The sequence below is a fragment of the Streptomyces sp. SBT349 genome, from assembly GCF_001083795.1.
In the GTDB taxonomy this organism is placed as follows: domain Bacteria; phylum Actinomycetota; class Actinomycetes; order Streptomycetales; family Streptomycetaceae; genus Streptomyces.
On record NZ_LAVK01000006.1, the window covers coordinates 1 to 25,920 of the forward strand.

21 protein-coding genes and 2 pseudogenes are annotated in these 25,920 nt (G+C 74.5%); 2 read left to right on the plus strand and 21 right to left on the minus strand.

Annotated features, from left to right (window positions below):
- From ADY01_RS01470 to fmt, 3 genes and pseudogenes are all read right to left on the minus strand, one after another.
- The coding region (locus tag ADY01_RS01470) for an AAA family ATPase (protein ID WP_049564385.1) at positions 1-3,087 on the minus strand (3,087 nt) is incomplete at its 3' end.
- Positions 3,088-3,090: 3 nt separating this feature from the next.
- Positions 3,091-3,738: pseudogene (locus tag ADY01_RS01475) on the minus strand (exonuclease SbcCD subunit D); the annotation flags it as partial.
- 163 nt (positions 3,739-3,901) lie between these two features.
- Positions 3,902-4,843: a methionyl-tRNA formyltransferase gene (gene fmt, locus ADY01_RS01480; protein ID WP_049564387.1), complete on the minus strand. Its 942-nt coding sequence runs from the start codon at positions 4,841-4,843 to the stop codon at positions 3,902-3,904.
- 224 nt (positions 4,844-5,067) lie between these two features.
- Here fmt and ADY01_RS01485 point away from each other — a divergent pair, with 224 nt between their 5' ends.
- On the plus strand, positions 5,068-5,655 hold the full coding sequence (locus ADY01_RS01485) for a hypothetical protein (protein ID WP_049564475.1): 588 nt from the start codon (positions 5,068-5,070) through the stop codon (positions 5,653-5,655).
- A 12-nt stretch (positions 5,656-5,667) separates the two neighbouring features.
- On the opposite strand, the gene ADY01_RS01490 is transcribed toward ADY01_RS01485, so the two are convergent.
- The 14 genes from ADY01_RS01490 to pyrR all read right to left on the minus strand — a co-directional run bounded on the left by ADY01_RS01490 (position 5,668) and on the right by pyrR (position 22,168).
- Complete coding sequence (locus ADY01_RS01490; protein ID WP_049564389.1) at positions 5,668-7,770, minus strand: primosomal protein N'; 2,103 nt, start codon at positions 7,768-7,770, stop codon at positions 5,668-5,670.
- Positions 7,771-7,901: 131 nt separating this feature from the next.
- Positions 7,902-9,110 carry a methionine adenosyltransferase gene (gene metK / locus ADY01_RS01495; RefSeq protein ID WP_049564390.1) on the minus strand — a complete coding sequence of 403 codons (1,209 nt, stop codon included), beginning with the start codon at positions 9,108-9,110 and terminating at the stop codon, positions 7,902-7,904.
- A gap of 160 nt (positions 9,111-9,270) precedes the next feature.
- Positions 9,271-10,494, minus strand: coding sequence for a bifunctional phosphopantothenoylcysteine decarboxylase/phosphopantothenate--cysteine ligase CoaBC (coaBC, locus tag ADY01_RS01500; RefSeq protein ID WP_049564392.1), 1,224 nt, complete (start codon positions 10,492-10,494; stop codon positions 9,271-9,273).
- Positions 10,495-10,641: 147 nt separating this feature from the next.
- Positions 10,642-10,914 carry a DNA-directed RNA polymerase subunit omega gene (gene rpoZ, locus ADY01_RS01505; RefSeq protein WP_049564394.1) on the minus strand — a complete coding sequence of 91 codons (273 nt, stop codon included), beginning with the start codon at positions 10,912-10,914 and terminating at the stop codon, positions 10,642-10,644.
- A 52-nt stretch (positions 10,915-10,966) separates the two neighbouring features.
- Positions 10,967-11,518, minus strand: a complete 552-nt coding sequence (gene gmk / locus ADY01_RS01510; RefSeq protein WP_049564396.1) for a guanylate kinase — start codon at positions 11,516-11,518, stop codon at positions 10,967-10,969.
- A 60-nt stretch (positions 11,519-11,578) separates the two neighbouring features.
- On the minus strand, positions 11,579-11,902 hold the full coding sequence (locus ADY01_RS01515) for an integration host factor (protein WP_049564398.1): 324 nt from the start codon (positions 11,900-11,902) through the stop codon (positions 11,579-11,581).
- A gap of 231 nt (positions 11,903-12,133) precedes the next feature.
- The gene (gene pyrF / locus ADY01_RS01520; protein WP_049564399.1) at positions 12,134-12,979 is read right to left on the minus strand and encodes an orotidine-5'-phosphate decarboxylase; all 846 of its coding nucleotides are present in this window, start codon (positions 12,977-12,979) and stop codon (positions 12,134-12,136) included.
- Complete coding sequence (locus tag ADY01_RS01525; protein WP_049564400.1) at positions 12,976-14,136, minus strand: quinone-dependent dihydroorotate dehydrogenase; 1,161 nt, start codon at positions 14,134-14,136, stop codon at positions 12,976-12,978. Before ADY01_RS01525 ends, pyrF begins: the two co-directional genes overlap by 4 nt.
- 4 nt (positions 14,137-14,140) lie before the next feature.
- Complete coding sequence (carB, locus tag ADY01_RS01530; RefSeq protein WP_049564403.1) at positions 14,141-17,461, minus strand: carbamoyl-phosphate synthase large subunit; 3,321 nt, start codon at positions 17,459-17,461, stop codon at positions 14,141-14,143.
- Positions 17,454-18,575, minus strand: coding sequence for a glutamine-hydrolyzing carbamoyl-phosphate synthase small subunit (gene carA / locus ADY01_RS01535; RefSeq protein ID WP_049564405.1), 1,122 nt, complete (start codon positions 18,573-18,575; stop codon positions 17,454-17,456). Before carA ends, carB begins: the two co-directional genes overlap by 8 nt.
- The gene (locus ADY01_RS01540; RefSeq protein ID WP_199826137.1) at positions 18,572-19,219 is read right to left on the minus strand and encodes a hypothetical protein; all 648 of its coding nucleotides are present in this window, start codon (positions 19,217-19,219) and stop codon (positions 18,572-18,574) included. Before ADY01_RS01540 ends, carA begins: the two co-directional genes overlap by 4 nt.
- The gene (locus tag ADY01_RS01545) at positions 19,216-20,511 is read right to left on the minus strand and encodes a dihydroorotase (protein ID WP_049564407.1); all 1,296 of its coding nucleotides are present in this window, start codon (positions 20,509-20,511) and stop codon (positions 19,216-19,218) included. The genes ADY01_RS01540 and ADY01_RS01545 overlap by 4 nt, the downstream gene beginning before the upstream one ends.
- On the minus strand, positions 20,508-21,497 hold the full coding sequence (locus tag ADY01_RS01550; protein WP_049564410.1) for an aspartate carbamoyltransferase catalytic subunit: 990 nt from the start codon (positions 21,495-21,497) through the stop codon (positions 20,508-20,510). The genes ADY01_RS01545 and ADY01_RS01550 overlap by 4 nt, the downstream gene beginning before the upstream one ends.
- Before the next feature lie 89 nt (positions 21,498-21,586).
- Positions 21,587-22,168 carry a bifunctional pyr operon transcriptional regulator/uracil phosphoribosyltransferase PyrR gene (gene pyrR, locus ADY01_RS01555; RefSeq protein WP_049564412.1) on the minus strand — a complete coding sequence of 194 codons (582 nt, stop codon included), beginning with the start codon at positions 22,166-22,168 and terminating at the stop codon, positions 21,587-21,589.
- Positions 22,169-22,366: 198 nt separating this feature from the next.
- Between pyrR and bldD the strand changes: the two genes are divergently transcribed.
- Positions 22,367-22,867, plus strand: coding sequence for a transcriptional regulator BldD (bldD, locus tag ADY01_RS01560; RefSeq protein WP_049564414.1), 501 nt, complete (start codon positions 22,367-22,369; stop codon positions 22,865-22,867).
- Positions 22,868-22,985: 118 nt separating this feature from the next.
- On the opposite strand, the gene nusB is transcribed toward bldD, so the two are convergent.
- The 4 genes and pseudogenes from nusB to ADY01_RS01580 all read right to left on the minus strand — a co-directional run.
- Positions 22,986-23,411: a transcription antitermination factor NusB gene (nusB, locus tag ADY01_RS01565; protein ID WP_049564416.1), complete on the minus strand. Its 426-nt coding sequence runs from the start codon at positions 23,409-23,411 to the stop codon at positions 22,986-22,988.
- Positions 23,412-23,413: 2 nt separating this feature from the next.
- Positions 23,414-23,980: an elongation factor P gene (efp, locus tag ADY01_RS01570; RefSeq protein WP_049564419.1), complete on the minus strand. Its 567-nt coding sequence runs from the start codon at positions 23,978-23,980 to the stop codon at positions 23,414-23,416.
- A 63-nt stretch (positions 23,981-24,043) separates the two neighbouring features.
- Positions 24,044-25,156 carry a M24 family metallopeptidase gene (locus ADY01_RS01575; protein ID WP_049564422.1) on the minus strand — a complete coding sequence of 371 codons (1,113 nt, stop codon included), beginning with the start codon at positions 25,154-25,156 and terminating at the stop codon, positions 24,044-24,046.
- 65 nt (positions 25,157-25,221) lie between these two features.
- Positions 25,222-25,905 (minus strand): annotated as a pseudogene (locus ADY01_RS01580) (AAA family ATPase); the annotation flags it as partial.
- Positions 25,906-25,920 lie beyond the last annotated feature (15 nt).

Consider the following 25,920-nt stretch of genomic DNA (forward strand, 5'->3'; position numbering starts at 1 on the left):
GGCCAGGGGGGTCGTGCGGTGGGTGACCGTCGAGCCGTGACGGGTCTTCACCACCTGGAGCTGGGACGGGATGCGCCCGCGCAGGTCGGGCACGTGGCTGACGATGGCGACGCTGCGGTCGTGCTCGCGGAGCGCGTCGAGCACGTCGAGGACCTCGTCGAGCGACTGCTCGTCCAGGCTGCCGAACCCCTCGTCGATGAAGAGGGTGTCGAGGCGCCGGCCGCCCGCCTCCTCGGCGACCACGTCGGCGAGGCCGAGGGCCAGGGCGAGGGAGACGAAGAAGGACTCGCCACCGGAGAGGCTCGCGGTGTCCCTGGCCCGGCCGGTCCAGGCGTCCATCACCTGGAGGCCGAGCCCGGAGCGGGCCCGGTGGGCGGCCCTGGCATCGGAGTGGATCAGGGCGTAGCGGCCCGCGGACATGCGGTGGAGGCGGACGCTGGCGGCGGCGGCGACCTGCTCGAGCCGGGCGGCCAGCACATAGGTCTCCAGCCGCATCCGGTACTCGTTCTCCGCCGAGGTGCCCGCGGTCAGGCCCGCGAGGCGCGTGAGGTGCCGGCTCTCGTCGCGCAGCGGGGCCAGGGCGAAGACGTCCTCGGCGGCCCTGGCGCCGAGGACGTCGAGCTCGGCGCAGCGGGCGGTGGCGGCGGCGTGCCCGGAGGCCGCGGTGCGCAGCCGGGCGGTGGCGGCGGCCAGCGCCGCCGCGCCGGCCTCGGGGTCGGCGGTCGGCAGGGCGGCGGCGTCCGTGGCGGCGGGGTCGGCGAGGACGGCGGCGAACGCCGCCTCCTCGGCGGCCCAGGCGTCGAGGCGGTCCTGGAGGTCCCGCTGGGTGCCGGGGCCGACGAGTGCCTCGGCGGCGGCGCGCGGGGTGGGGAACCCGGCGCGGTAGGCGGCGTCGGCGGCGCGGGCGTCGGCCTGCTTGAGCCGGTCGGCGCTCTCCTCGGCGGTGCGCACGGCGCCGGTGGCGGCGGCGAGCGCCTCGGCGGTGTGGCTCAGGGTGGCGACGCGTCGGGCGATGCCGGCCGTGCCCTCCCCGGCGTGCTCGATCTCCCGCCGCAGCACGGCCCGTTCGGCGTGGAGGGCCTCGTGGCGCGAGGTGGAGGCGGCGATTCCGCGCTGGATGGCGTGCCGGAGGGCGAGCAGCTCCTCGTGGGCCCGCTCCGCCTCGTCGAGCGCGGCGCGGGCGGCGGGCTCCCCCGCCGCCTCGGCGCGGACGGCGGCCAGCTCGGTGCTCAGCGTGTGGACCGCCTCCGCCAGGTCGCCGGTGTGGTCGGCGCCCGCGGCCGCCTGCGCGGCGGCCAGCTCGGCGGTGACGGCGGCGAGCGTCTGCTCCGCGTGGGCGCGGCGGCTCTCGGCGGCGCGGTGGGCGTCGAGGGCGGCGTCCTCGGCCCTGCGGTCGACGTGCCGCGCGTCGGCGCGGGCCGGGCGGGGGTGGTCGGGCGAGCCGCAGACGGCGCAGGGATCCCCGGGGCGCAGGGCGGCGGCGAGCTCGGCGGCGATGCCGCGCAGCCTGCGCTCCTTGAGGTCGAGCCAGTGCGCGCAGGCGTCGGCGGCTCCCCGGCGCACCTCCAGCAGGTGCTCCTCGGCGTCGAGGCGGGAGGCGGCGAGGCGGTCGCGGCGCCGGGCCGCGGCGAGCCGCTGCTCGGCGCGGTCGAGGAGGTCGGCGGCGCGCTGGGCGGTGGCGGCGGCCTCCTGGGTTTGGGTGGCGCGCTCCCGCAGGCGTTCGCGCTCCCGGGGCCAGGGGGCGAGGCGGCGCTCGGCGTCCGCGAGACGCTCCTGGTCGGCGGCTCCCTCGGCGGAGAGCCGGTCGAGCTCGGCGGTGAGCCGCCGGGCGCGCTCCTCGGCGCGGGCCGCCGCGGTGAGGGCGCCCAGCCGCTCACGGATGGCGCGTTCCCGGTCGGTGAGCGCCGCGGCGGGCGCCTCGGCCAGCTCGGAGGGGAGGAGGGAACGGGCGCGGCGCTCGCCGTCCGCGGCCTCGCGGTGCTCGGTCTCGGCGGTCTCGCGCAGGGCCAGCGCCGGGGCGACGGCGTCGGCGGCGCGGGCGCGGGCGAGGCGGGCCCGGGTCTCCTCCCGCTCGGCGCCGAGCGCGGCCAGGGTGCCGGCGCGGCGGCGGGCGTCGGCGTGCGCCCGCTGGAGCCTGGCGCGTTCCACCGTGACGGCGTGGTGGGCCTGCGCCGCGGCGTGGGCGTCCTCGGCGGTGGCGAGGGCGGTGGCGGCGATGTCGCGGTGCTCCCTGGCGGTGCAACGGGCCTGGGCCGCCCAGGCGAGGACGGTGTCGGCCAGGTGTGGGTCGCCCGGGCTGAGGGGCGTCCCGTCGGGGGTACCGGAACGGGCGGCCCCGGGTGCGTCGGCACCGGGTGCGTCGGCCGCGGGTCCGTTGGCCTCTGGCCCGTTGGCCTCACCCGCCGGGGGCGGGGCGGCGGCCTGCTGGATGCGGTGGGCGGTGGCGAGCAGCCGCTCGTCGCCGGTCCTGACGCGCTGGACGGCGGTGGCGCGCAGCTCGGCCAGGTGCGCCTCGGCGGCGGCGAATCTGCGGGTGTCGAAGAGCCGGCCGAGCAGCTTGGCCCGGTCCTCCGCCCCGGCGCGCAGGAAGCGGGCGAAGTCGCCCTGGGGCAGCAGCACGACCTGGCAGAACTGGTCGCGGCTCATGCCGAGCAGGCGGCCGAGCTCGTCGCCGATCTCCTGGTGGGAGCCGCTGAGGGGGCGCCAGGCGCCGGTGGCGGCGTCGTGCTCGCGCAGGAGCGAGCGGGCGCGGTCCCGGGTGGCGCCGGTGCCGCGGCGCTTGGGGCGCTCCTGCTCGGGGCGGCGGGTGATCTCCAGGCGCCTGCCGCCGACGGTGAGGTCGAGGACGACCTCGGTGGGCGTGGCGGGGGCGGCGTGGTCGCTGCGCAGGGAGACGGCGCTGCTCTGGCGGGCGCCCGGGACGGAGGCGTAGAGGGCGTAGCAGACGGCGTCGAGGATGGAGGTCTTGCCCGCGCCGGTGGGTCCGTGCAGGAGGAAGAGCCCCGCGGCGGAGAGCTGGTCGAAGTCGATGCGCTGGGTGGCGGGGAAGGGGCCGAAGGCGGAGAGGGTGAGCCGGTGCAGCCGCATGCGTCAGCCCTCCTTCGGACGGGCCGCGTCGAGGGCGGCGCGCAGCGCGGCCCGCTCGCGCCGGTCGGGCCCGTGGCCGCCGCGGACGTGGGCGACGAAGTCCTCGGCGATCTGCTGGTCGGTGCGGTCGCTGAGGCGCTGGGCGTAGGAGGCGGGCGCGGTGGGCGGCCGGTCGGGCTCGAAGACGAGGCTGAGGATGTGGGGGAAGCGTCCGGCCAGGCGGGCCATCGGCTCCTCGGGGCGGGCGGCGTCGGTGAGGGTCGCCTCGACCCAGGCGGACTCGTGGGCGGCGAGGGCGGGGTCGGTCAGCAGGGCGTCGAGCCGGCCGCGGACGCGGGCCAGCGGCCGGGGCACGGGGCAGTCGAGCCGCTCGGCGCGCACGGAGCCCGCCGCGTCGAGGTCCACCAGCCAGGTGGACTTGCGGTGGGCGGCCTCGGAGAACGAGTACGCCAGCGGGGAACCGGAGTACCGCACGCGGTCGGTGAGGGTCTGGCAGCCGTGCAGGTGGCCGAGGGCCACATAGTCCACGCCGTCGAACGTGGCGACGGGGACGGCGGAGGCGCCGCCCACGGTGATGTCGCGTTCGCTGTCGGAGGGCGTGCCGCCGGTGACGAAGGCGTGGGCCAGCGCGAGGGACCGGGTGGCGGCGGGGGGGGGGGGGGGGTTGCTCACGAGATGGTCAACTCCGGTGGTACGTGACGGGTGCGTCTCCAGCCTAAGGCCGGGCGGCAGGAGGCCGAAGCGGACCCGGAGGGAAGGCCGCCGCGACGGCCCGGGCGCGGGCGGCCCCGGCCGGGGCGGGGGCAGGGCTCCTTCAGGCCGCCTCGCCGCCGAGCCGCTCGCCGGGCGCGACGCGGACGCCCCGGGCCCAGTCGGCGGCGCGCATCGGCTTCCTGCCCTGCGGCTGCACCCAGCCCAGCTCGACGGCGTGCGAGCCGGTGCCCGCGCGCACGGCCTGCTTGTCCACGGCGAGCTCGCCCGGGGCGAGGTCGGCGCGGTCGGGCGCGAGGGAGACCTGCCGCAGCTTCAGCCGCTCCCCGCGGAACGTGGTCCACGCCCCCGGCGCCGGCGTGCAGGCGCGGACCTGGCGGTGGACGCGCAGCGCGGGCGCGTGCCAGTCGACGGCGGCGTCCGCGACCGTGATCTTCGGCGCCATGGTGACGCCCTCCGCCGGCTGGGGCCTGGGGACGAGCGCGCCGTCCTCGATGCCGTCCATGGTGGCGGCGAGCAGCCCCGCCCCGGCCAGCGCGAGCCGGGTGAGCACGTCGCCGCTGGTGTCGTCGGGGCGGACCTCCTCGGTGAGCACGCCGAAGACCGGGCCCGAGTCCATGCCCTCCTCGATGAGGAACGTGGTCGCCCCGGTCACCTCGTCGCCCGCGAGCAGCGCGTGCTGCACGGGCGCGGCGCCGCGCCAGGCCGGGAGCAGCGAGAAGTGCAGGTTCACCCAGCCCCTGGCCGGGATCTCCAGGGCCGCCTTGGGCAGCAGGGCGCCGTAGGCGACCACGGGGCAGCAGTCGGGGGCGATCGCGCGGAGCCGGTCGAGGAACCCGGGCTCGCGCGGGCGGGCGGGGCGCAGGATCTCGATCCCGGCCTCCGCCGCGCGCTCGGCCACCGGGCTCGGCACCAGGCGCCGCCCCCGGCCCGCGGGCGCGTCGGGCCTGGTGACGACGGCCGCCACCTCGTGCCGCTCGGAGGTGAGCAGGGCGTCCAGCGCGGGAACGGCTACCTCGGGCGTGCCGGCGAAGACGAGCCTCATCGTGCGGATGTCACCTCTCGGACGGGTGCGGGAGCGGCTGGCCAGTCTACGTTCCGCGACGGGCCGGTGCCGTAGGGGCGTACAGCTCCCCGCGCGCTCCGCCGAGTTGACGATGCGCTCCAACAGCGTGACCGAGACCGCCGCTGCGCGTTGGTCAAGACAGATTGACCGCAACGGGCCGATTTCGGGCCCGCTTCCTTGACGCCGGTTCGAGAGGCTTGTTCATGGCCGACCACGCCACCCCTGACGCTCAGGCACGGGCCAGCCTGCATCTGCTGGTCCGGGACATCGAGCGGGTACGCCGCCAGGTGGACGCGCTGCGCACCCTGACCGCACAGCTGGGCAATGTCTACCGCCCGCGACGCTCCGGCCCCTCGGCCGGCTTCGTGGTGTACGGCCGCGCCCCCGCTCCGACGGTCCGGCTCGCCCAGGAACTCCGGGACAGTGTGGAGGCCCTGGTCACGGCCGCGGTGGACTTCGACCGCTCCCTCGGCTTCTCCTGGGACGCGGTGGGCTCGGCCCTGGGGGTCACCAAGCAGGCCGTCCACCGGCGCTACGGCGCGCGGCGCCCGGCGGGCCCACCGGGCGGCCCGCCTCTCCCGGCCACCGCGCCCGGGTCCGTGACGGCGTCCGTCCCGGCACCCTCGCCCGGGGCCGGGCCGGAGCACGCCGTCGCCTCCGCGCCCCCGCGCGCGGAGCTGCCCCTCGCGCCGGGCGTACCCTCGGCGCGCGGCGTTCCCGCGCGCCCTCCGGCAGCCGCGGGGGGCGAGCCCGCGAGGCCGGGCGCGTTCCCCGGGCAGCGCAGCGGGTGAGCGCCCGCGGGGTCAGCCGATGTCGGGAGGGTCGACGCGGACCCTGACCGGCGGCCCCTCACGGCGGGCGAGCCGGGCGGCCTGGGCCGTGCGCAGGGCGGCGGCGAGGGCGGCGCCGCTGCCCGGCGGCACCCGCACCAGCGCGCGGTCCCACCCCTCCCCGGGCGGCGGCTCCCCGGTACGGCGGGGCCTGCCGGGCTCGGACACCGGCAGCGGGACCGGGCCGAGCACCTCGGCGTCGGGCGGCAGTTCGGCGGTGCGGAGCAGCCCCTCCACCGCCTCGGGCGGCCCGACGACGGCCGCCATGCGGGAGACCGGGGGGAAGCCGAGGGCCGCCCGGTCGGCCAGCTCGCGCCGGGCGTGCCCGGCGGGGTCCCAGCGCACGAGGGACTGAACGGGGCGCAGCGTGGGCTCGGCGAGCACCACCACCGCGCCCCCCTCGGCGCGCGGGCGCACCAGAGCGGCGGCGTTGAACCAGCGGCGCAGGGCCTCCTCGGCGGCCCGCAGATCGGGGCGGCCCAGCAGCGCCCAGCCGTCCAGCAGCAGGGCGGCGGCGTAGCCGGGGCCCTCGGGCACCGGCTCGGCGCCCGGGGTGCTGACCACCAGCGCGGGGACGTCGGGCACGGTGTCCAGGATGTGGTCGCGGCCCGAGGTCCTGACGGGCACGGCGGGGAACGCGCGCCCCAGTTCCTCGGCCGTGCGCCGAGCGCCCACGACGATGGCGCGCAGGCGCGCGCCGCCGCACTCGGCGCAGTGCCAGTCGGGTGCCTCGGCCCCGCACCAGCCGCAGCGCAGCGCCTCCTCGGCGCCGACGGCGGCCAGCGGGCCGTGGCACGCGTCGCAGCGCGCCGGCGCGCGGCAGCGGTCGCACGCCAGGCGCGGAGCGTATCCGCGCCGTGGCACCTGGATCAGCACGGGGCCCTGCGCGAGGGCGTCGCGCAGCGCGTTCCAGGCCAGGGAGGGCAGCCGCGCGGAGCGGGCCGCCGAGTCCCGGGCCTGGTCCTCGTCGCCGACGGTGCGGACCAGCGGCGCGGTGACGCGGACGGTCTCCCGGTCGGCCAGCAACGGGCGCGCCCAGCCGGTGTCGACCAGCCGCGCCGCCTCGGGGGTGACGGCGTGACCGCCGAGGAGCAGGGCCGCGTTCTCCTGCCCCGCCCGCAGCACCAGCACGTCCCTGGCGTGCGGCTGGGGGGCGCGTTCGTCGCGGTGGGCCGCGTCCCCGTCGTCCCAGACGGCGGTGAGCCCCAGGTCGTGCACCGGCGCGAACATGGCCGCTCGCGTCCCGACCACGCCCCGCACCGCGCCCCTGCTGATCGCGAGCCAGCGGCGGTAGCGCGCCTCGGGGCCCGAGTCCGCGGTGAGCAGCACGTGGTGTCCCGGCCCGGTCAGGGCGGTGAGCGCGGCGTCCACGCGGGCGGCGGCCCGCCCGTCGGGCAGCACGGCCAGCGCGCCGCGGCCAGCGGCCAGCGTGGTGGCCAGGGCGCGGGCCAGCTCGTCGGGCCAGCCGGGTCCCGGCAACGCCGTCCACACGGCCCGGGGCGCGCCGCCGGCGGCCAGGGCGTCGAGGAACGCGGTCCCCTGCGGATAACGCGCCCAGCCGCCAGGCCCCGGCGCGGCGGGGGCGCCCGCGGGCGGCGGCGAGGGGGCGCGTTCGGCCCGTGCCATGCGCGGGGGCACCGCCAGCGAGACCACGTCGGCCAGCGCCCCCGCGTACCGGTCGGCCACGGCCCGGCACAGCGCCAGCAGCTCGGGGGTCAGGACGCGCTCGGTCGACAGCACCTGCGCCAGGGGCGCGAGCACCCCGGGGAAGTCGCTCTCGGCCCGTCGCTCGACGACGAACCCGTTGATCAGCCGCCCGCCCTCACGCCGCCCCTCCCGCTGCCCCGCGCCGAAGCGGACCCGGACCCGGACCCCGGGCCGGGCTTCCTCGTCCATGGTGGCGGGCACCGCGTAGTCGAACAGCCGGTCGAGGTGGGCCAGCCCCTTGTCCACGAGCACCCGGGCCACGGGCAGTCCCTCGGCCAGGGCGGCATCGCGCCAGGTGCGCGGCCTGGCACGCCGGGCAGCGGCCCTGACCAGGGCCAGCTGCTCCCCCCGCACGTCCTCGTCACCCATCCGGCCAGTGAACCAGAGCCGAAGGACACTCCGCCGCTCCCCGCCAGCGCCCGGCCGTCAGCGCGGACCGGACGCGGCGGGCGGAAGCCGGGGCGCGCGGCGCCCCGGCTTCCCCTCGGACACCGAAGCCGTCAGGCCCCCGCCGCCGACCGGAGCGCCTCGACGCGGTCGGTGCGCTCCCACGTGAAGTCGGGCAGCTCGCGGCCGAAGTGACCGTAGGCCGCCGTCTGCGCGTAGATGGGGCGCAGCAGGTCCAGGTCGCGAATGATCGCCGCGGGACGGAGGTCGAACACCTCGGAGATGGCCTGCTCGATGCGTTCGGGCGCCACCGTGGCCGTGCCGAAGGTCTCCACGAACAGGCCCACCGGCTCCGCCTTGCCGATCGCGTAGGCGACCTGCACCTCGCACCGGGCGGCGAGCCCGGCCGCGACCACGTTCTTCGCGACCCAGCGCATCGCGTACGCCGCCGAACGGTCGACCTTGGACGGGTCCTTGCCGGAGAACGCGCCGCCGCCGTGCCGCGCCATGCCCCCGTAGGTGTCGATGATGATCTTGCGGCCCGTGAGGCCCGCGTCGCCCATCGGGCCGCCGATCTCGAAGCGTCCCGTCGGGTTCACCAGCAGCCGGTAGCCCTCGGTCTCGAGCTTGATGCCCTCGTCCCGCAGCAGCTTCAGCTCGGCCTCGACGACGAACTCCCGGACGTCGGGCGCGAGCAGCGAGTCCAGGTCGATGTCGGAGGCGTGCTGGCTGGAGACCACGACCGTGTCGAGGCGGACCGCGCGGTCGCCCTCGTACTCGACGGTGACCTGCGTCTTGCCGTCGGGGCGCAGGTAGGGGATGGTGCCGTTCTTCCTGACCTCGGAGAGCCGGTGCGACAGGCGGTGCGCCAGCCGGATCGGCAGCGGCATCAGCTCGGGGGTCTCGTCGCAGGCGTACCCGAACATCAGTCCCTGGTCGCCCGCGCCCTGCCGGTCGAGCTCGTCGGCCTCACCCTCGACGCGGGCCTCGTAGGCCGAGTCGACACCCTGGGCGATGTCGGCCGACTGGGAGCCGATGGAGACCGAGACGCCGCAGGAGGCCCCGTCGAAGCCCTTCTTCGAGGAGTCGTAGCCGATCTCCAGCACCTTCTCGCGCACCAGGGCGGCGATCGGCGCGTAGGCCCGCGTCGTCACCTCGCCCGCCACATGCACCAGACCGGTCGTGATCAGCGTCTCGACCGCGACGCGCGAGGAGGGGTCCACCCGGAGCAAGGCGTCCAGAATCGTGTCGCTGATCTGGTCGGCGATCTTGTCGGGATGCCCCTCGGTAACGGACTCGGAGGTGAAAAGGCGGCGGGACACATCGCTCCCTCGGTTGCAGCGGCTGCTGACTCAATCAGTTGTCTACGTACCCACGCGTGACCGTTGACACGGCCCCCGTCGGCTCGAACTCCGATGACACAGTAACGGCCGCACACCCGAGGGGGGTAGAGGCCGCCCGTACTCCGAGACCGCGCCCCCCTCAGTCCTCCCGCGCCCCCGCGGACCACCGGCGCGCCACCGCGTCCCAGATGTGATCGGCCAGAGCCTCCTTGGGCCCGTAGGGCACGGGCGTCTCGCCGCCCCCGGCCTCGATGATCACCGCCTCGTTCTCCTCGGTGCCGAACGCGCGGCCCTCGCCCACCTCGTTGACCACGAGCAGGTCGCAGCCCTTGCTCGCGAGCTTGGCGCGGCCGTTGGCCAGCACGTCGTCCGTCTCGGCGGCGAAGCCGACGACGACCCGCCCCGACGTCCGGGCGGCGGAGAGCTCGGCGAGGATGTCCGGGTTGCGGACGAGGGCGACCGGCTCGGGGTCCAGGCCCTCCCGCTTCTTGATCTTGCTCTCGGCGCGGGCGGCGGGCCTGAAGTCCGCGACAGCCGCGGCCATGATCACCGCGTCCGCGTCCGCCGCGGCCTTGAGCACGGCCTCCCGCAGTTCGAGGGCGGTGCCCGAACGGATCACGTCGGCCCCGGCCGGGTCGGGCAGCTCGGCGTTGGCCGCCACCAGCGTGACCCGGGCGCCGCGGGCCACGGCCGTGCGCGCCAGCGCGTACCCCTGCTTGCCCGAGGAGCGGTTCCCCAGGAAACGCACCGGGTCCAGCGGCTCCCGCGTCCCTCCCGCGCTGATCACCACGTGCCGCCCCGCCAGGTCGGTGGTGAACGCCTCGGCCCCGCGCCGGAGCACGCGCCGGCAGACCTCGAAGATCGCCTCCGGCTCGGGCAGTCGCCCCTTGCCGGTGTCCACGCCGGTGAGCCGTCCCACCGCGGGCTCGATGACCAGGGAGCCCCGGCGGCGGAGGGTGGCGACGTTCTCCCGGGTGGCCGGGTGCTCCCACATCTCGGTGTGCATCGCGGGCGCGAAGACGACGGGACAGCGCGCGGTGAGCAGCACATTGGTCAGCAGGTCGTCCGCGCGGCCCGCGGCCGCCCTGGCGAGCACGTCCGCGGTGGCGGGGGCGATGACGACGAGGTCCGCGTGCTGCCCGATCCGCACGTGCGGTACCTCCTGCACGTCCTCCCAGACCTCCGTGGCGACGGGGGCCCCCGAGAGCGCGGCCCAGGTGGCGGCGCCGACGAAGCGCAGCGCCGACTCGGTGGGGACGACCCGGACGGCGTGCCCGGACTCGGTGAACCGCCGCAGCAGCTCGCACGCCTTGTAGGCCGCGATCCCGCCGCCCACCCCCAGAACGACCCTGGGCTGCTCCATCGCCGGACCCTCTCCGTTGCCGTGCCGCCTGCTTGCCGACCTGCCGGTCGGCCCTGTCTGTCTGGAAACGCCATCCTGCCGCACGGCATGCCGGAGGCCCGGCAGCGGATGGCTGCCGGGCCCGGGGCGGAGATCCCGAGAAGGGACCTAGTCCGTGGCGCCCTCGACGGCTTCCGAGGTCAGCAGGCCCGCGTTGATCTCACGGAGCGAGATGGAGAGCGGCTTCTCGTGCACGTGCGTGTCCACGAGCGGGCCGACGTACTCCAGCAGGCCCTCGCCGAGCTGCGAGTAGTACGCGTTGATCTGGCGGGCGCGCTTGGCCGCGTAGATCACCAGGCTGTACTTCGAGTCGGTCGCCTCAAGCAGCTCGTCGATCGGCGGGTTGATGATGCCCTCGGGCGTGGTGATGGAAGAGGACACGCTCTGCCTTCCGCTGGATGTCCCGGGAGTTACCCCACGACGACTACCGTGGTCAAGAAATCAAGGCTAGCAGCTCGGCGGCGACGTCCTCGACCGAGGTGTTGACCAGCGTCACGTCGAACTCGGGCTCGGCCGCGAGCTCCGTCCTGGCCACCGCGAGCCGCCGCTCGACCACCTCGGGAGCCTCGGTGCCGCGCCCCGTGAGACGGCGGACCAGCTCCTCCCAGCTCGGCGGCGCGAGGAACACCAGCCGGGCGTCCGGCATGGACTCGCGCACCAGCCGGGCACCCTGGAGGTCGATCTCCAGGAGCACACGGTCACCCGCGTCGAGGTGCTCCAGCACGGCACGGCGGGGAGTTCCGTAGCGATGCCCGGCGAACTCGGCCCATTCGAGCAGCTCGCCGTTGGCGATCAGCTTGTCGAACTCCTCGTCGTCCACGAAGTGGTAATGCACGCCGTGCCGTTCCCCGGGGCGTGGTCTCCGCGTGGTCGCCGAGACGGAGAGCCACACATCGGGGTGTGCCTTGCGCAGATGGGCGACGACCGTGCTCTTGCCCACCCCGGAGGGGCCGGAGAGCACGGTCAGTCGCGGACGATCGGTCATGCGGCGATTATCCCGCCTCCCGCGGCGGCGGGGAAAATCCAGCCGGCGGAAACGGGGTCATCAGGCCTTGCTGGTGCCGAACTCGCGCTCGAGCGCGGCGATCTGGTTGGAGCCGAGCCCACGGACCCGGCGGCTCTCGGAGATTCCGAGCCGCTCCATGATCTGGCGGGCGCGAACCTTGCCCACGCCGGGCATCGACTCCAGAAGGGCGCTGACCTTCATCTTGCCGATGACATCGTTCTCCTGGCCCTGCTTGATGACCTCGTGCAGCGAGGCGCCGGAGTGCTTGAGCCGATTCTTGACCTCGGCGCGCTCCCGGCGAGCCGCGGCGGCCTTCTCAAGCGCGGCTGCGCGCTGTTCAGGGGTAAGGGGCGGAAGAGCCACGCCTACGTCACCTCGGGTGTCGAACTGTCGGATATGGAACGGTGAGGAACCTAGTGGCCCCGCACCGGAGGAGCAACGAGCAACGCGCTCGGGTGCTCCGCTCTCGACGGAGACTAGCGGCCGTCACCGCAATAAGTCAGGGAGAATCGACAAAAAGTCCAGGTCAGCTGAGGAGCGTCCCCGACATATCAGGGCATACGCGTACGCCCGTCGCCTCATCGCGACGCCTCGTCACGCTCCGGAACCGGCGAATCGCGTGACCTGGGCCACCTCGTGCTCCGCGGCGGCACGCAGTGCCGTGACGTCGGGTCCGTGCCGGAGCACTCCCCTGCTGGTACAGGGCAGCACCTGGCGGATCACGCCGCCGAAGACCCGCGGGAGATCGGCGGCCGTGGCTCCCTGCGCGCCGAGCCCGGGGGCGAGCAGTGGCCCGTTGATCGCCAGGTCCACCCCCGCCTCGCCGATCGTCGCCCCGACCACCGCGCCGAACGAACCGAGCGGCCGGGCCCCGGCGTTCTCCTCGGCCAGCCGGTTCAGCACGGCCTGCGCCACCGTGACGCCGCCGGGCGCCGCCGCCCGCTGGACCTCGGCGCCCTCGGGGTTGGAGGTGAGGGCGAGAACGAAGACCCCGCAGCCGCCCTCCCTGGCCAGGTCGAGCGCGGGGCGCAGCGATTCGTAGCCCAGGTAGGGGCTGAGGGTGACGGCGTCGGAGAAGAGGGGGGACCCCTTGTCGAGGTACGCGGCGGCGTAGGCGTCCATCGTCGAACCGATGTCGCCGCGCTTGACGTCCATCACCACCAGCGCTCCGGCCGCGCGGGCGTCGGCGACGGTCCGTTCCAGGACGGCGACGCCGCGGGAGCCGAACCGCTCGAAGAACGCGGACTGCGGCTTGAGCACCGCGACCCGGTCGGCCAGGGCCTCCACCACCGTGCGGGAGAAGCGCTCCAGGCCACCGGCGTCGTCGCCGAGCCCCCAGCCCGTGAGCAGGGCCGGGTGCGGGTCGATGCCCACGCCCAGCGGGCCGCGTTCGTCCATGGCGCGGCGCAGGCGGGCGCCGAACGGTTCGGGTGTGGTCATGCGGAACGGTCCTTCCCGGTCTCGGGGCTCGCCCCGGCGGAGTCGTGGCGAGCCCCGGCGCGGGCCCCGGCGCCGACGGCGTCGGCCAGCGTCGCGTAGGGGCTGGCGGCCAGTCGCTCGGCGAGGCCCCGGTGGATCGCGCGGGCCCAGGAGGGTCCGGCGTAGATGAAGCCGCTGTACCCCTGGACCAGGGTGGCGCCGGCCAGCAGCCGGTCCCAGGCGTCGTCCGCGGTCTCGATGCCGCCGACACCCACGAGACTGAGCCGGCCGCCGGCGCGGGCGTACAGACGGCGCAGCACCGCGAGCGACCGCGCGCGCAGGGGGGCGCCCGACAGGCCGCCCGCGCCCGCCGCCTCCACCGCGGCGGGCTCACTGGCCAGGCCGTCCCTGGCGATGGTGGTGTTGGTCGCGATGATGCCGTCCAGGCCCAGGTCCACGGAGAGGTCGGCGACCGCGTCGATGTCCTCGTCCGCGAGGTCGGGGGCGATCTTGACCAGCAGGGGAACGCGCCGGTCCGGCGTGGCGCGATCGGCCGCCGCGCGGACGGCGGCCAGCAGCGGGCGGAGCCGGTCGGCGGCCTGGAGGTCGCGCAGGCCGGGGGTGTTGGGCGAGGAGACGTTGACGACGAGGTAGTCGGCGTGGGCGGCCAGCCGCGCGGTGGCGGCGGCGTAGTCGGCGGCGGCCTCGGATTCGGGGACGACCTTCGACTTGCCGATGTTGACGCCGACCACGGGCCTCGGCCCGGCGAGGCCCGCCAGGCGCGCGGCGACGGCGTCGGCGCCCTCGTTGTTGAAGCCCATGCGGTTCACCAGGGCGCGGTCGGCCGGGAGCCGGAAGAGGCGGGGCCTCGGATTGCCCGGCTGGGGGCGGGCGGTGACCGTGCCGATCTCGACGAAGTCGAAGCCGAGCGCGGCCAGGGGCCCGACGCCGACGGCGTTCTTGTCGAAACCGGCGGCGAGCCCGAACGGGCCGGGCAGGTCCAGGCCGAACGCCGAGACGCGCAGCTCCGGATGGGCCGGTGCGTAGGCGGCGCGCACGACGGCGCGCGGTCCGGGAACGCGCCCGGCGGCGCGGATCAGGCCGAAGGCGAGGCGGTGCGCGCGTTCCGGGTCGAGCCGGCGCAGGACGCCGCTGAACAGCAGGCCGTAGGCGGTCACGGCGTCACGCCTCCCGTGCGGCGTTGAGATCGCGGGCGTGGTCCTGGAGGGAGCGCACGCCGACCTCGCCGCGCCCGAGCGCGTCGATGCCCTGCACCGCGGCGGACAGCGCCTGGACGGTGGTCAGGCAGGGGACGCCGCGGGCGACGGCCGCGGTGCGGATCTCGTAGCCGTCGAGGCGGCCGCCGGTGCCGAAGGGGGTGTTGATGATGAGGTCGACCTGGCCGTCGTGGATGAGCTGGACGATGGTCGGCTCGCCCCCGGGCCCCTCCCCCTCGCTGTGCTTGCGCACCACGGTGGCGTTGATGCCGTTGCGCTTGAGCACCTCCGCGGTGCCCTCGGTCGCCAGCAGCGTGAAGCCGTGCTCGGCCAGCGCGCGGGCCGGGAAGATCATGGCCCGCTTGTCCCGGTTGGCGACCGAGACGAACGCCCGGCCCTTGGTGGGCAGGGGGCCGTACGCACCGGCCTGCGACTTGGCGTAGGCGGTGCCGAACACCGAGTCGATGCCCATGACTTCGCCGGTGGAGCGCATCTCGGGGCCGAGGACGGTGTCCACGCCGTGGCCGTGCACGTCGCGGAAGCGCGACCACGGCATCACCGCCTCCTTGACGGAGATCGGCGCGGTCAGCGGCAGGGTGCCGCCGTCCCCGCGCGACGGGAGCATTCCCTCGGCGCGCAGTTGCGCGATGGTGGAGCCGAGCGAGACGCGCGCCGCGGCCTTGGCCAGCGGGACGGCGGTGGCCTTGGAGGTGAACGGCACGGTGCGCGAGGCCCGGGGATTGGCCTCCAGCACGTAGAGGATGTCTCCGGCCAGGGCGAACTGGATGTTGATCAGGCCGCGGACGCCGACGCCGCGGGCGATGGCCTCGGTGGAGTCGCGGAGCCGGGTGATGTCGCTGGCCCCGAGGGTGATCGGCGGGAGGGCGCACGCGGAGTCGCCCGAGTGGATCCCGGCCTCCTCGATGTGCTCCATCACGCCCCCCAGATACAGCTCCTCGCCGTCGTAGAGGGCGTCCACGTCGATCTCGATCGCGTCGTCGAGGAAGCGGTCGATGAGCACCGGGTGTTCGGAGATCAGCCCGGCGTGGTGCCTGAGGTACTCCGCCAGCGCGGGCTCGTCGTACACGATCCGCATGCCGCGCCCGCCGAGCACGTAGCTGGGCCGGGCCATCACCGGGTAGCCGATCCCGGTGGCGATGGCCTTGGCCTCCTCGAACGAGAAGGCGGTGCCGTACTTCGGCGCGGGCAGGCCCGCCTCGGCGAGGACCCGGCCGAACGCGCCGCGCTCCTCCGCCAGGTTGATCGCCTCGGGCGAGGTGCCGACGATGGGCACGCCGTTGTCCTTCAGCGCCTGGGCCAGGCCGAGCGGCGTCTGCCCGCCGAGCTGGACGAGCACCCCGGCCACCGGCCCGGCCAGGGTCTCGGCGTGCACGATCTCCAGGACGTCCTCCAGCGTGAGCGGCTCGAAGTAGAGCCGGTCGGAGGTGTCGTAGTCGGTGGAGACGGTCTCCGGGTTGCAGTTGACCATCACCGTCTCGTAGCCCGCGTCGCTGAGGGCGAAGCAGGCGTGGACGCAGGAGTAGTCGAACTCGATGCCCTGGCCGATGCGGTTGGGCCCGGAGCCGAGGATGATCACCGCGGGCTTCTCGCGCGGGGCGACCTCGGTCTCCTCGTCGTAGGAGGAGTAGAGGTAGGGCGTCCGGGCGGCGAACTCGGCGGCGCAGGTGTCGACCGTCTTGTACACCGGGCGCACGCCGAGCGCGTGCCTGACCTCGCGCACCACGTCCTCGCGCAGTCCGCGGATGACGCCGATCTGGGCGTCGGAGAAGCCGTGCCGCTTGGCCTCGGTCAGCAGCTCGGGCGACAGCAGCTCGGCGTCCGCCAGCGCGTCGGCGATCTCCTTGATCAGGAACAGCTGGTCCACGAACCAGGGGTCGATCCGGGTGGCCCCGAAGACCTCCTCGCGCGTCGCCCCGGCGCGGATCGCCCGCATCACGGTGTTCAGGCGGCCGTCGGTGGGGACGGCGGCCTTGGACAGCAGCGCGTCCTTGTCCCCCAGGCCCGCGAGGTCGCCACCGAAGTCGAAACCCGACCCGGCCTTCTCGACCGAGCGCAGCGCCTTGTTCAGCGCCTCGGTGAAGTTGCGTCCGATGGCCATGGCCTCGCCGACCGACTTCATCGTGGTGGTGAGCGAGGCGTCCGCCGACGGGAACTTCTCGAACGCGAACCGCGGCACCTTGACCACCACATAGTCGAGCGTGGGCTCGAAGGAGGCGGGGGTCTGCTCGGTGATGTCGTTGGGGATCTCGTCCAGGGTGTAGCCGATGGCGAGCCTGGCCGCGATCTTCGCGATGGGGAAGCCGGTGGCCTTCGAGGCCAGCGCCGAGGAACGGGAGACCCGCGGGTTCATCTCGATGACGACGACGCGTCCGTCCTCCGGGTCGACGGCGAACTGGATGTTGCAGCCGCCGGTGTCGACCCCCACCTCCCGGATGACCGCGATGCCGACGTCGCGCAGGATCTGGTACTCGCGGTCGGTGAGCGTCATCGCGGGGGCCACGGTGATGGAGTCTCCGGTGTGGACGCCCATCGGGTCCAGGTTCTCGATGGAGCAGACGACCACCACGTTGTCGTTCCGGTCGCGCATCAGCTCCAGCTCGTACTCCTTCCAGCCGAGGATGGACTCCTCCAGGAGCACCTCGGTGGTCGGCGAGAGCGCGAGGCCCTGCCCGGCGATGCGGCGCAGCTCCGCCTCGTCGTGGGCGAAGCCGGAACCGGCGCCCCCCATGGTGAACGAGGGGCGCACGACGACCGGGTAGCCGCCGAGCTCGGCGACCCCGGCCAGGATGTCGTCCATCGAGTGGCAGATGACCGAACGGGCCGACTCGCCATGCCCCGTGGCGGCGCGGACGGCGGCGACGACGTCCTTGAACTGGTCCCGGTCCTCGCCCTTGCGGATGGCCTCGACATGGGCGCCGATCAGCTCCACGCCGTAGGCCGCGAGCGTGCCCGCCTCGTGCAGGGCGACCGCGGTGTTGAGCGCGGTCTGCCCGCCGAGGGTGGGCAGCAGCGCGTCGGGCCGCTCCTTGGCGATGATCTTCTCGACGAACTCCGGGGTGATCGGCTCCACATAGGTGGCGTCGGCGATCTCCGGGTCGGTCATGATCGTGGCCGGGTTGGAGTTGACGAGGATGACCCGCAGCCCCTCGGATGTGAGCACGCGGCAGGCCTGCGTGCCCGAGTAGTCGAACTCGGCCGCCTGCCCGATGACGATCGGGCCCGACCCGATGACCAGGACGGACTGGATGTCGGAGCGTTTAGGCACGCCGGTCCTCCATCAGAGCTGCGAAGCGGTCGAACAGGTACGCGGCGTCATGCGGGCCCGCGGCCGCCTCGGGGTGGTACTGGACGCTGAACGCGGGGCGGTCGAGGAGCCGCAGGCCCTCCACCACGCCGTCGTTGAGGCAGACATGCGAGACCTCGGCCCGGCCGAACGGCGTCGGGGAGGGCTCGCCGACCGGCGCGTCCACGGCGAAGCCGTGGTTGTGCGCGGTGACCTCGACCTTGCCGGTGGCGAGGTCCTTCACCGGCTGGTTGATCCCCCGGTGGCCGTACTTGAGCTTGAACGTGCCGAAGCCGAGCGCCCGGCCGAAGACCTGGTTGCCGAAGCAGATCCCGAACAGCGGCGTGGAGCGCTCCAGCACGCCCCGCATCAGCGCGGTCGGGTGGTCGGCGGCCGCGGGGTCCCCGGGACCGTTGGAGAAGAACACCCCGTCCGGGTCGGACGCGTACACCTCCTCCAGCGTCGCCGTGACCGGCAGGACGTGGACCTCGATGCCGCGCTCGGCCATCCGGCGCGGGGTCATGCCCTTGATGCCGAGGTCGACCGCGGCGACGGTGAACCGTTTCCTCCCCAGGGCGGGAACGACGTACGGCTCGGTGGTGGCGACCTCGGCCGCCAGGTTGGCGCCCGCCATCTGCGGGGAGGAGCGCACGCGCTCCAGGAGCGTGGCGTGGTCGCCGAGCGCGGGCCCGGAGAACACGCCGGCGCGCATGGCGCCGCGCTCACGCAGGTGCCGGGTGAGGGCGCGGGTGTCGATGCCGCTGATGCCGACGACGCCCTGCGCGGCCAGCTCCTCGTCGAGGGAGCGCACCGAGCGCCAGTTGGAGGGGGTGCGGGCCGGGTCGCGGACCACGTAGCCGGCGACCCAGATGCGGCGGGACTCGGGGTCCTCGTCGTTGACGCCGGTGTTGCCGATGTGCGGGGCGGTCATCACGACCACCTGGCGGTGGTACGAGGGGTCGGTGAGGGTCTCCTGGTAGCCGGTCATCCCGGTGGAGAAGACCGCCTCGCCGAAGGTCTCGCCGACCGCGCCGTAGGCCCGGCCGCGGAAGGCGCGCCCGTCCTCGAGGACCAGCACGGCGGGGGTGGTGCTCATCGTGCCTCTTCCTTGACGGTCTCGGTGGTCTCGGTGGTCTCGGTGGTCTCGGTGCTCTCGATGGGCTGGGAACCCTCGGGGGGCTCGAAGGGGGAGAACGGGCCCAGCGCGTCGACCCAGTCGGCGTGCTCGGCGGCGCGGTCGGAGCGGAACCCGGAGTCCAGCAGCCGGTCGCCGTGCTCCCAGGTGACCACGAGCAGCCCGCCCTCGGTGAGGACCTTGCCCGCGATGCCCTTGTCGAGTCGCGCGCCACGGATCCGGTCACCGGGGATCAGGAAGCCCGGGGCGCCGGGGCGGACCACGCTCACCCCCGCTCCGGTCAGGGCCAGCTCGGCGCGGCTCCTGGCGCCGAGCCCCCTGGCCACGATGCGGTCGAGCCACTGTCCCGCGGTGGTGGTGCCGTGGTACCGGCCCGCCAGGCGCAGCCGCGGCTCCTCCCCGGCCTCGGGCAGCGGCGTGAGCTCGGGCAGGTCGCCCTGGAGGGTGGCGCGCCACTTCCAGCCCTCGCGCATCAGCCAGTAGATCAGGGCGACGAACAGCAGCAGCCCGATGATCCAGCCGATCCTGGCGGCCCAGTCGGTGACCTCCTGGGAGCGGCGCTCCGCCCCCCGGGCGGCGGCGAGCACCGCGGTCGACGCGTTCACGCGAGCTCACCGTCCCGCACCGTGGCCCGGCCGCGCAGGAAGGTGTGCCGGACCCGACCCGGCAGCTCGCGCCCGCGGTAGGGCGTGTTCCTGCTGCGCGAGACGAGCGCGGCGGGGTCGACCACGGCGCGGTGGGCGGGGTCGACCAGGGTGAGGTTGGCCGGCTCGCCGGGGGCGACGGGGCGGCCCTGGCCGGTGAGGCGGCCGATGGCGGCGGGCCGCGCGGACATCCGGTCGGCGACGGCGGCCCAGTCCAGCAGGCCGGTGTCGACCATGGTGTGCTGGACCACGGAGAGCGCGGTCTCCAATCCGGTCATCCCCATGGCCGCGGCGCCCCACTCGCAGTCCTTGTCCTCGTGGGGGTGCGGGGCGTGGTCGGTGGCCACACAGTCGATGGTGCCGTCGGCGAGTGCCTCGCGCAGCGCCAGCACGTCCGCCTCGGTGCGCAGCGGCGGGTTCACCTTGTAGACCGGGTCGTAGGAACGCACCAGGTCGTCGGTGAGCAGCAGGTGGTGGGGGGTGACCTCGGCGGTGACCTGCCAGCCCTTGGACTTGGCCCAGCGGACCAGCTCGACCGAGCCCGCGGTGGACAGGTGGCAGACGTGGACGCGGGAGCCGACGTGGGCGGCGAGCAGCACGTCGCGGGCGATGATCGACTCCTCGGCGACGGCGGGCCAGCCGGTCAGGCCCAGCTCGGAGGAGACGATGCCCTCGTTCATCTGGGCGCCCTCGGTCAGCCGGGGCTCCTGGGCGTGCTGCGCGATCACGCCGTCGAACGCCTTCACGTACTCCAGGGCCCTGCGCATCATCACGGCGTCGTCCACGCACTTCCCGTCGTCCGAGAAGACGACGACGGCGGCGGCCGAGTCGTGCATGGCGCCCAGCTCGGCGAGCTGCTTGCCCTCCAGGCCCACGGTGACCGCGCCCACCGGCTGGACGTCGCAGTAGCCGGACTCGCGGCCCAGCCGCCAGACCTGCTCGACCACGCCCGCGGTGTCGGCGACGGGGAAGGTGTTGGCCATGGCGTGCACGGCGGTGAAGCCGCCGGCCGCGGCGGCCCTGGTGCCGGTCAGGACCGTCTCGGAGTCCTCGCGGCCCGGCTCGCGCAGGTGCGTGTGCAGGTCGACCAGGCCGGGCAGCAGGACGAGGCCCTCCGCGTCGAGGGTGTCGGCGCCGTCCGCGGGGAGGCCGGTGCCGACACCGGCGATGGTCTCGCCGTCGATCAGAACGTCGCGCGGCGCCCCGCCCAGGACGTTCGCGCCGCGGATCAGGGTCCGCTGGGTCTGGCTCATGCTGGCTGTCCGTTCTCCTCGGGGCGGGTGTTCTCGGCGGGGCCAGCCCCGCCGAGCAGCAGGTAGAGCACCGCCATCCGGACGCTGACGCCGCCGGAGACCTGCTCCACCGCGGTGCAGCGGGGCGAGTCGGCGACCTCGGCGGTGATCTCCATGCCGCGGTTCATCGGGCCCGGGTGCATGACGATGGCGTGGTCCGGCATCCGCGCCATCCGGTCCCCGTTCAGGCCGTAGCGGCGTGCGTACTCCCGCTCGGTCGGGAAGTAGGCCGCGTTCATCCGCTCCCGCTGGACCCGCAGCATCATCACCGCGTCCGACGTCGGCAGCACGGCGTCCAGGTCGTAGGAGACCCCGCAGGGCCAGTGGCCGACGCCGATGGGCACCAGGGTGGGCGGGGCCACGACGGTGACCTCCGCGCCCAGCGTGGTGAGCAGGTGGATGTTGGAACGGGCCACCCGGCTGTGCAGGATGTCCCCGACGATGGTGACGCGGCGGCCCGACAGGTCACCCCCCACCCCGCCGCCGGACCCGCCGGTGAGCCTGCGGCGCAGGGTGAACGCGTCGAGCAGCGCCTGGGTGGGGTGCTCGTGGGTGCCGTCCCCGGCGTTGACCACGCAGCCGCCGATCCAGTCGGAGGTGGCCAGCCGGTGCGGGGCGCCCGAGTCGTGGTGGCGGATGACGACGGCGTCGGCGCCCATGGCCTCCAGGGTCAGGGCGGTGTCCTTCAGCGACTCGCCCTTGGAGACGGACGAGCCCTTGGCCGAGAAGTTGATCACGTCGGCGGACAGGCGCTTGGCCGCGGCCTCGAAGGAGATGCGCGTGCGGGTCGAGTCCTCGAAGAACAGGTTGACCACCGTGCGGCCGCGCAGCGTGGGGAGTTTCTTGATCGGCCGGTCGGCGACGCGGGCCAGCTCCTCGGCGGTGTCGAGGATCATGACGGCGTCGTCGCGGCTGAGATCGGTGGCCGAGATGAGGTGGCGCTTCACCTGGTGCCTTCCGTTGAGTCCCACCGGGCATCGGCCGCGGGTGAGGGAAGCGTGCGTGCGGGGGTGCGGGGCTCGGCGCGGCGGCGGGGCTACCGCTCGCCGGAGGGGGCGCGCGTGCCGAGCCGCACGCCGTCGCGGCCGTCCTCCTCGGTGAGCTGCACCTTGACCGTCTCGCGCAGCGAGGTCGGGATGTTCTTCCCGACGTAGTCGGCGCGGATCGGCAGCTCGCGGTGGCCGCGGTCCACGAGGACCGCCAGCTGGACGGCGCGGGGGCGGCCGATGTCGTTCAGCGCGTCCAGGGCGGCGCGGATGGTGCGGCCGGAGAAGAGCACGTCGTCCACCAGGACGACGAGACGGCCGTCGATGCCGTCGCCGGGGATCTCGGTGCGGGCCAGCGCGCGGGCCGGGCGGAGCCTCAGGTCGTCCCGGTACATGGTGATGTCCAGGGAGCCGACGGGCACCGGCAGGCCGGTGATCTCGCGCAGCTTGGCGGCCAGCCGCCCGGCCAGGAAGACGCCGCGGGTCGGAATGCCGAGAAGCACCACGTCGTCGGCGCCCTTGGCGCGCTCGACGATCTCGTGGGCGATGCGGGTGAGAGCCCGTGCGATGTCCGGCGCCTCCAGAACGGTGCGGGCCGGAACGGGCTGCTGAGGGTCGGTGGATGAGTCCATGCGGATACAGGACCTCCTTCCCCGCCTCACGGGACGGGCCTTAAAGGACGCCAATCGAACGCTCCGACCCTATCAGGGTCACCGGCACGCTGCGCATTCCCCCAGGTCAGAGGCCAGATGCTCGGCCCCGGCTTGACGGCGCTTATTACGCTGCGTAACCTCACAGTGAGTTACGAAGCAGCCGTTCCGGGGAGACACATGTCCAGCGAATACGCCAAACAGCTCGGTGCAAAGCTCCGGGCCATCCGCACCCAGCAGGGTCTGTCGCTCCATGGGGTCGAGGAGAAGTCGCAGGGCCGCTGGAAGGCGGTCGTCGTCGGCTCCTACGAGCGCGGCGACCGTGCCGTCACCGTGCAGCGCCTCGCGGAGCTGGCGGACTTCTACGGGGTCCCGGTGCAGGAGCTGCTGCCCGGTTCGACGCCCGGAGGCGCCGCCGAGCCGCCGCCGAAGCTCGTGCTCGACCTGGAGCGGCTCGCCCATGTGCCGAGCGAGAAGGCGGGACCCCTCCAGCGGTACACCGCGACGATCCAGAGCCAGCGCGGTGACTACAACGGCAAGGTCCTGTCGATCCGTCAGGACGACCTGCGCACCCTGGCCGTGATCTACGACCAGTCGCCCTCGGTGCTGACCGAACAGCTGATCAGCTGGGGCGTGCTGGGCGCGGACGCGCGGCGGGCGGTGCAGGCCGAGGACTCCTGACGCCTCTTCGCCGAGAGCTTCCGCGAGGGGGTGGCGGGCCATCAGGCCCGCCACCCCCTCGCGGAAGGCGCCGGTCGCGGAGGCGGCTGCGGCCCCGGGGGCCGGCGGCGCCCGGGCGTCAGCGGCGCAGGGTCGGCTTCAGGTCCTTCAGCCGGCCGAGCAGCCCGTTGACGAAGGCCGGTGAGTCGTCCGTGGAGAACTCCTTGGCCAGCTGCACCGCCTCGTCCAGCACGACGGCGTCGGGCGTGCCGTCCTCCCAGATGAGTTCGAAGGTGGCGAGCCGCAGGATGTTGCGGTCCACCACGGGCATGCGGTCGATCGGCCAGCTCACGGTGTACTGCGCGATGAGCTCGTCGATGCGCTCGGTGTGCCCGGCATAGCCCTCGACCAGCTCCCGGGTGTACGCGCTGACCGGCGGCTGCCGGTCGTCGCCCAGGGCCAGCCTGGCCCAGTCAGCAAGGACGTCGGTGGCGGGAACGCCACGCTGGTCGGCCTCGAAAAGAATCTGCAACGCGCGTTTACGGGCCTTGCTGCGGGCAGCCACGGTTAGCTGTTCACCCGGCCGAGGTAGTCGCCGGAGCGCGTGTCGACCTTGATCTTCTCGCCGGTCGTGATGAACAGCGGAACGCCGATCTCGTACCCGGTCTCCAGCCTGGCGGGCTTGGTGCCCCCCGTGGAGCGGTCGCCCTGGACGCCGGGCTCGGTGTACTCGATCACCAGCTCGACCGCGGCGGGCAGCTCCACGAACAGCGGGTTCTCCTCGTGGATGGCGACCGTGCAGTCCTGGCCCTCCAGCAGGTAGTTGGCCGCATCTCCCACGGTCTCCGGGGTGACGTGCAACTGGTCGTAGGTCTCCGTGTCCATGAACACGAAGTCGCTGCCGTCCTTGTAGGAGAACTGCATGCCGCGCCGGTCCACGGTGGCCGTGTCGACCTTGGTGCCGGCGTTGAAGGTCCGGTCGACCACCTTGCCGGAGAGTACGTTCTTGAGCTTGGTGCGCACGAAAGCGCCGCCCTTGCCGGGCTTGACATGCTGGAACTCGACGACGGACCACAACTGGCCCCCGTCGAGCTTGAGCACCATGCCGTTCTTGAGGTCGTTCGTGGTGGCCACGGTTGCGGAATCTCCTACCGACTGCTGCTGTGACCGCGGTCCCCCCGGGCCGCCCGCGCGGGGCTAGAGGGCGAGGAGTTCCTTGGTCGTGATGGTGAGTAGCTCAGGTCCGCCGTCCGCCGGTGAGCGGACGACGAGCGTGTCATCGATCCGGACACCGCCCCGGCCTGGAAGATGCACCCCTGGCTCGACGGTGACCGGCACGCAAGGGCCCAGTCTACCCATGGCCGCGGGGGACAACCGAGGGTCCTCCCCGATTTCCAGGCCCACCCCCCGCCCGGTCACCGGGCCGAGCGCCGTGCCGTGCCCCGCGGCGGCCAGGACGTCCCGGGCCGCCCGGTCCACCGCCCGGTACTCCGCCCCCGGCGTCAGCGCCTCACGCGCGGCCCGCTGAGCGGCGAAGACCACCTCGTACAGCTCGATCTGCCAGTCGTCGGGGCTGGTGCCGATCACGAACGTCCGCCCGATCTGGCAGCGGTACCCGCGGAACCTGGCGCCCAGGCAGACGGTGAGGAAGTCGCCCTCCTCCACCCTGCGGTCCGTGGGCCGGTGCCCGGCCAGGCCGGAGTGGCTGCCGGTGGCCACCGAGGTGGGGAAGGCGGGGCCGTCCGCGCCGTGGTCGACCAGGCGGCGTTCCAGCTCCAGGGCGAGATGGCGCTCGGTGCGGCCCACCAGGATGGACTCCAGCAGCTCGCCCAGCGCCCGGTCGGTGATCTCGGCGGCGACCCGCAGCGAGGCGATCTCCTCCTCGTCCTTCACCAGCCGCTGCCGCTCCACGGCGCAGTCCAGGTCGGCGAGTTGGACGCCGGTGGCCCGGGCGGCGACCGCCCGGTGCCTGGCGACCGTCAGATGGTGCTCCTCGACCGCGAGGGTGCGGGCGCCGCTCTCGACGGCGACCGAGGCGGCGGCGACGGCGGCGTCCGTGTCACCGTCGAGGGCCAGGGCGCGCAGGCCGTGGTCGTCGGCCGCGCGCGGCCCCTCGGGGCCCCCGGCCGGGTTCCAGTGGCCGACCAGCACGTCGGCGCCGGCGTGCCCCACCAGCAGCACGGCTCCGGCGGGGGCTGAACCGGCCAGGTAGCGGACGTTGGCCGGCCGGGAGACGAGGACGGCCACACTGCCCGCCGGTGAGCAGCGGGCCCGCAGCCGTGACCGTCGGGCCGCGTGAACCTCGGACATGGACCGAGCCTACGCAGGCCAGCCCCTCTTCGGCCGCCTGAACACGTCCGGACGAGCGCAGAGGGTCACCACTGCGGCGGGCTGGAGAGGCTGCGTGCCACCGCGTCGTCGAGCATCCGGGCGGTGGTCGCCACGTCGTGGCGGGAGTTGTCGATGATGGGCAGCCCCGAGCCGTACCACCCCGCCATTCGGCCGTGGATGGTGGCGACCTCCTCGTCCGACAGCCGACGCGTACCGCTGCGCGCCGCGTTCCTTTCGAGGACGACGTCCAGACCGGGGAGCAGCACGATCGGGATGAGCCCCGGCCCGACATGCCGCTTCCAGCCGCCGAGGCCCACGGCGGGCCGGTCGGGGAAGACGGCGTCGTCCAGGATGCAGGAGATGCCGTTGGCCAGGAAGTTCCTCGCGGCGAAGCCGCAGGTGCGGCGGGCCAGGCGGTACTGCGCCTCGGAGCGGTCGTCCCAGCCGGAGCGGGGGTCGGCGAAGCCGGAGCGCACCCACTCGCGGACGTCGTCCAGGCTGATGTGCGCCGTGGGCACCGGCCTGCGCCCGGCCCAGAACCGGGCGACCGTCGTCTTGCCCGCCCCGGCAGGCCCGATCAGCAGCACCGCGACACCGACGTGCGCGACGTCGGACTGACCGGTCCCCGGAGCGGGGGCGGGCGCGGGGACCCCTCCGCCGGGCGGCAGCTTGAGATACCCGGCCGTCCCACCGTCGAGCGGGGCGGGGGGTGGCACGGGCATCCCACCGGGCTGTTGCATCCG